This window comes from Synechococcus lacustris str. Tous, assembly GCF_003011125.1.
GTDB lineage: Bacteria > Cyanobacteriota > Cyanobacteriia > PCC-6307 > Cyanobiaceae > Synechococcus_D > Synechococcus_D lacustris.
The window spans coordinates 1-4,944 of sequence record NZ_PXVC01000105.1; the positions used below are offsets into that span (position 1 = coordinate 1).

The window sequence follows — 4,944 nt, forward strand, 5'->3', positions numbered from 1 at the left end:
GTTGCTAATCGGTATACCGAATGACTAAGGTGCCGTTGCTAATCGGTATACCGAATGACTAAGGTGCCCGAGTGACCCATATATGCAACACATCCGGCAATGAGTTACACGCAAAACATCTCTACGGAGTTAGCTCTTCGGGCATTTAATGCCGACTGCGAATTCAGCTCAGCACTATCACAGCTTCAAAGCAACAGCCACGGAATTACTTGCGTTCCTGCTTTATTAGCCTGCGCCAATAAGCATGGATTCTCCTGGATTCTCCGGCCATCAAGGCCACCTATCGAGCAGCCTTGGGAGGTAATACTGCGCCACGTAGGTGGCGCAGAAGAAGCTGCCTATGGCGATGACTGTGGCGATTTACTAAATCACCTACTCGGCTTTCCGTTGTTAGCTGCTAACCAGCCCCACAGGGCCATACATATCGATGAGGGGCCGGAATCACRAAAGCATCCGGAGCTAAACCTCAAGGAGGAAGCAGCTAAGCCAGTAGCAAGACCAGACTCTGAAAAGCAGATCACAGCAGTTCAAGGCGCTGCCCCAATGGGGACTGAATCTGATAGGCCAACCGCGCTGCTTAGCGAGCAGCAAAAGTTAGCCGCAATACAAATGGTGAAGATGCTCAATGCCCACGCACGTAAGGTGTTTACAGACCATTTCCGTAGTGCCTTCAAAGTTCCTGGCTCAGAGAAAAGTCTGATCCCTTTGATTACCGAACTGCAGCATCTGCAGTTCATTGATCGGTTCACGGTCGAGTCTTCCGGCGGAGTCGCCGAATGAACAATAGCAACGCTCAACTTATCCAGAATGCAATTAATGGGCTGGCGCTGGTTTCTGATCACCAGCAGGACATCCTGAACCGGCTTACGCAAGCAGGCGCAAGCCGCATCTTGGCGGGGCAACTTCTTGCTACCAGCCGGAATGTAGACACACTTGAGCGAGTAAGAGCTGAGCTGGCGGATCTACTACCAAACTTCATAGCTGCAAAAATCAGCGATTGGGTCCCATGAGTCGGGCTCCCAATCCAGAGCCAATCAGTGCTCATCCTTCTGTGGTTCTCCCTTATGGCCGTCCAGCCAAGAAGCGCCCCAGCACACACCTGATGGTTTGCCTGCACCAAGACGCATTGGAAGCAGTAATGGCAGCAATGGCCGCCCACGGACTCACTAGATCTGGGGCCATCCACCACCTCGTCCGCCTTGGTGCGGGCCTTAAACCCTTAATCCCATAAACCCTTAATTTCCACAATGGCCTCCGAAACCTTTTTTACGCCTCAAGCCCCTGTCATTTGGGCGCAGCTAATCAATGCCCGGCCCCAGATGGATCCCAGCAAACCGAATGCCTGGTCAGTTGACCTAGTGCTAAGCCCAAACACCACGCCCAAACACAAAGCATTCATCGACAAGCTGGATCAGATCTTTACCGACACCCACGGCACAAAGAAAAAGAGGTCAGACAAAGGCCAGCCCTGGAAAGCAGATAAAGAAAACCCCAGCCAAGTAATCGTCAAATTCAAGACCCAGGAATTTGTGAGGGAAGACGGAAGCAAAGCAACCGGGCCTCAGCTGATCGACTCAAAACGGCAGCCATGGGACGGCAAGGCGATCGGAAACGGCAGTGAAATGATCATCAAGTTCACTACCTACGGATGGGAAAGGCCTGAAGGCACCGGCCTCAGCCTGCAGGTAAAAGCTGCTCAAGTCTTGAAATATGTCGCCCGAGAAGAAGAAGATGCAACTGCAGGTTTTTATGAACAAGATGGATATTCAGTAAGCACCGCCAACCCCACTGGGGCGAACCCAAGCTGGACCAGCGGTTACGTAGACGAGTTCGGCAGCGAAGAAGCACCTTTCTGATGATCTCACTACCAACATTTAATACTTCAAAGCCAAGATCTGTCGCCAAAGCTAAAGGAATGACCTTAGTTAGTATCACTAGTTTGCGATGGATGCGTAAAGCGTTATTGTTGATATTATTATCTCAAATAGTTACTGGATTTATGCTGTTAGTAATAATCGGAAAGATGCGCTGGATGTAAACGCAGCGCATCCCAGTACTAGGGGAATTGACGTTTATCAATTCAATCCTTGGGGGTTTAACTAATCAGTCCAATGACTTCTTGCAACTTTGTGTTCTTGATAGTGCTGTGCAAGCTGATATGCGTAATGATGAGCCGCCTAAGTAAGTAAGAAATACCTGAATAACGCAGCAACTGGCTTTTGCTCAAAATACCGAGATGCCATCAACAACCCTGAAACGGATTCAGCAGCCGCACTCCGCAGCTGGCGAAGTCATCGATGTTGCGCGTAACCACGGTGAGATCGTGCAGCAGGGCGATGGCAGCAATCTGCTTATCAATGGCGTTGTGGGGATTGGGCACCCGCAGTCGCCCCCAAATCTGGGCTGCATCGCCATCAAGATCGAGCACCCGATCGCCGTAGGTCTGCAATACCTCAGCTAGCCACTGCTCCAGCCGCTCTGCTTGCGGTTGATCCCCACGGTGGCGGATCAACTCCACGCCGCGGCGCAGCTCACCGATGGTGACCGCAGCCAGAAATAGTGGGGTGTTGCCTTGGGCTGCAGCTGCCCAAAAGCCCTGCACACCCGAATCAGCGCGGCGTCCTTTGCGGCCCTCACTGATCACGTTGGTGTCAATTAAAAACATCAGGCGCCGCCGCATGATCGCTCTGGCGCTGAAAATCGGCGTCCACCCCAACATCCGGCATGGCAGCCAGTAATTCCGCCAGGTTGCGCCGCGGTGGGCTGAGCAGAACAGAGGCAAGAATTACCCGTAGTTCTGCTTCCTGGCTGCGGCCATGGGCCCCGGCCCTTTTCTTGAGCGCCTGCACGAGGTCGTCATCAACGCCGCGTACCAGAAGATCAGCCATAGCACCCTCCATTCGTTGATAGCAATGCTATCGGTATTATTTGATGTGGCGGATGCTGCCGGCACCTTTCCTGACAGTTACCGGAGCCGCTCTGCGGCCAGGCCGCAGAAGCAGGTTCAAAGACACGCCGGGCAACCTATCGTTCCCGTACTCGAACCACTAAGCAATGTATCACTCTCTTTGACTGGCAATGAACAAGAGTGATAGGTTGCTTTTAGTGCACCTTGTTGAGACAGATCGCTCCCATCCACCATGAATGCCAAAGAGCTAAGGCTGGCCCAGATGGATGCGGTCCTGCAGGACGCAGCGAGTCATCCGCTGCCGCCGCGTCCGCCGGCGGGCTGGCTGCGGGCCATCCGCGAGGCCCTGGGAATGACCTCCGGCGTACTGGCAGAACGACTTGGCGTGACGGCTTCTGGGGCGCGCAAGCTTGAGCAGGCAGAAGCGGTCGATGCCATCACACTCGGCACCCTGCGGCGGGTGGCCGAGGCCCTCGACTGTGATCTGCAGTACGCCCTCGTGCCCAGGCGCCCGTTGCGTGAGATGAGATGGCAGCAGGCCCTACACCTGGCGCAGCAGTGGCAGCAGCGCGCCGGCCGAACGATGGCGCTTGAGGCCCAGCCAGTTGCGTCTCCCTCTGCCGCGGCGAATGAGCGGCTTGAGGCCATGGCCCTGGAGATCCTCCACACCAGCGGCACCCGGCTGTGGGATTGAACGACGGCCTACCGGCCGGGGCGACATCGCTGGATGGCGAGGAGATGGAAGGACTGCTGCCCTCTCATCTGGTGAGCCGCAGCCAACTCAACGAATGGGAACAACAAAACATCGAGGCCGCCCTGCTCTGGCTGTCCCGCCAGCGTCGGCCCCRGCCGCTGGAAGAGAGCTGGCTGCGGCGTCTGCATCGYGAAATGTTCGGCCAGAGCTGGCGCTGGGCCGGTCAGTACCGCAGCAGCGACAAGAGCATYGGTGCCGACTGGCGCCAGATCCGGATGCTTGTGCCGGCATTGCTGGCCGACATCGCCTTTCAGGTGGARCACCAKGTGGATCCGGTGGAYCKAATCGTCATCCGTTTCCATCACCGRCTGGTTTCCAYCCACCCCTTCCCCAATGGCAACGGCCGCMATGCGCGCCTGATCGCTGATGTCTTGATCGAGCAGCTGGGGGCACYTCGCTTCTCCTGGGGAGGMAGCAGCTCCCTCGTGGATACCTCAGGCCTGCGCCAGCAATACATCGCCGCTMTCCAGCAGGCCGACCGAGGCGACGTCAGCTCCCTACTCGCCTTTGCGCGAGCGACCTGAGCAGACACCCCAGAGCGGAGGGCGGTTATTTGGGGGTGGAAGGCAGGGCCACTTCCCCGCGGCTGCGGTAGCCAGGCATTCGCCCGCGTTGATGGGGAGGGCCCCCTCTGCCAACAAAGTTGTCACCCCTGTTAATCAAATCCTTGGGGGCTTAATGGAGCAACCTTTGCTTTCGTTAAATACGTATGAGGATTGCTTGCTGTAACTCAGCTTGCTTGAGCCCTCCTCATTTTATCGCTCTCACTACGTTCGGCGATCCATTCATCGGGTTCTACGCCGAGCCCTTGCCTATTCCTGCGCAAATAAAGCCAACCCATGAGCCTCAGGCAATTGATCGCTGAATTGCACTTGGCTTAATCACCCCTATGGCAAGCAAGTCCATAAGCGGATGGCTCAGCAGCAGAGCCTGCATCAACAGCTTTCAGGGCAATAACAGCCGGGGCTAAATTAACTAAGCCATGGCCTTAGTCCAATCGGTGAAAAGTCAGTCGGGGCGACAGGATTCGAACCTGCGGTCAAATTGCGSYCAAAACAGCACYTGCAACCACTGATGGSGTTCCCATTGCATYGGCCATGGTCATGGCTCGGYAAGGATTGAAACCTCTGGTTACCTTTGCGCTCCCMCTACCCCACCAGCAACTAGCCGTACGCTGCTCAAGGGGCTAAAGGATCTATGAAAACGCTATTGCTACTAGGCCTGTTGCTGCTGCCATCTACTGCTGCTAGGGCCCAACCAACCAAACTCAACTGCCCTGGTG

General features: G+C 55.5%; 6 protein-coding genes. 4 read left to right on the forward strand and 2 right to left on the reverse strand.

Annotated elements, in window-relative coordinates; all coding sequences use genetic code 11:
- Window positions 1–99 precede the first annotated feature (99 nt).
- Entirely contained in the window at window positions 100–780 is a 681-nt protein-coding gene (locus tag C7K08_RS12605; RefSeq protein WP_106500931.1) for a hypothetical protein, read from the forward strand.
- Between the two features lie 467 nt (window positions 781–1,247).
- Window positions 1,248–1,856, forward strand: coding sequence for a hypothetical protein (locus C7K08_RS12620; protein ID WP_133165264.1), 609 nt, complete (start codon window positions 1,248–1,250; stop codon window positions 1,854–1,856).
- A gap of 386 nt (window positions 1,857–2,242) precedes the next feature.
- On the opposite strand, the gene C7K08_RS12625 is transcribed toward C7K08_RS12620, so the two are convergent.
- Both C7K08_RS12625 and C7K08_RS12630 read right to left on the reverse strand, forming a co-directional pair.
- The gene (locus C7K08_RS12625) at window positions 2,243–2,665 is read right to left on the reverse strand and encodes a type II toxin-antitoxin system VapC family toxin (protein WP_106500937.1); all 423 of its coding nucleotides are present in this window, start codon (window positions 2,663–2,665) and stop codon (window positions 2,243–2,245) included.
- Entirely contained in the window at window positions 2,652–2,888 is a 237-nt protein-coding gene (locus C7K08_RS12630) for a FitA-like ribbon-helix-helix domain-containing protein (protein ID WP_106500938.1), read from the reverse strand. The genes C7K08_RS12625 and C7K08_RS12630 overlap by 14 nt, the downstream gene beginning before the upstream one ends.
- Before the next feature lie 282 nt (window positions 2,889–3,170).
- Between C7K08_RS12630 and C7K08_RS12635 the strand changes: the two genes are divergently transcribed.
- Window positions 3,171–3,602 carry a helix-turn-helix domain-containing protein gene (locus C7K08_RS12635; protein ID WP_241537257.1) on the forward strand — a complete coding sequence of 144 codons (432 nt, stop codon included), beginning with the start codon at window positions 3,171–3,173 and terminating at the stop codon, window positions 3,600–3,602.
- Window positions 3,599–4,186 carry a mobile mystery protein B gene (locus C7K08_RS12640; protein WP_106500936.1) on the forward strand — a complete coding sequence of 196 codons (588 nt, stop codon included), beginning with the start codon at window positions 3,599–3,601 and terminating at the stop codon, window positions 4,184–4,186. Before C7K08_RS12635 ends, C7K08_RS12640 begins: the two co-directional genes overlap by 4 nt.
- Window positions 4,187–4,944: the final 758 nt, after the last annotated feature.

Excerpts from the sequence above, each read along its gene's own strand:
- C7K08_RS12620 (WP_133165264.1), top strand. The coding sequence starts at position 1,248 with ATGGCCTCCGAAACCTTTTTTACGCCTCAAGCCCCTGTCATTTGGGCG.
- C7K08_RS12625 (WP_106500937.1), bottom strand. The coding sequence starts at position 2,665 with ATGTTTTTAATTGACACCAACGTGATCAGTGAGGGCCGCAAAGGACGC.
- C7K08_RS12630 (WP_106500938.1), bottom strand. The coding sequence starts at position 2,888 with ATGGCTGATCTTCTGGTACGCGGCGTTGATGACGACCTCGTGCAGGCG.
- C7K08_RS12635 (WP_241537257.1), top strand. The coding sequence starts at position 3,171 with ATGGATGCGGTCCTGCAGGACGCAGCGAGTCATCCGCTGCCGCCGCGT.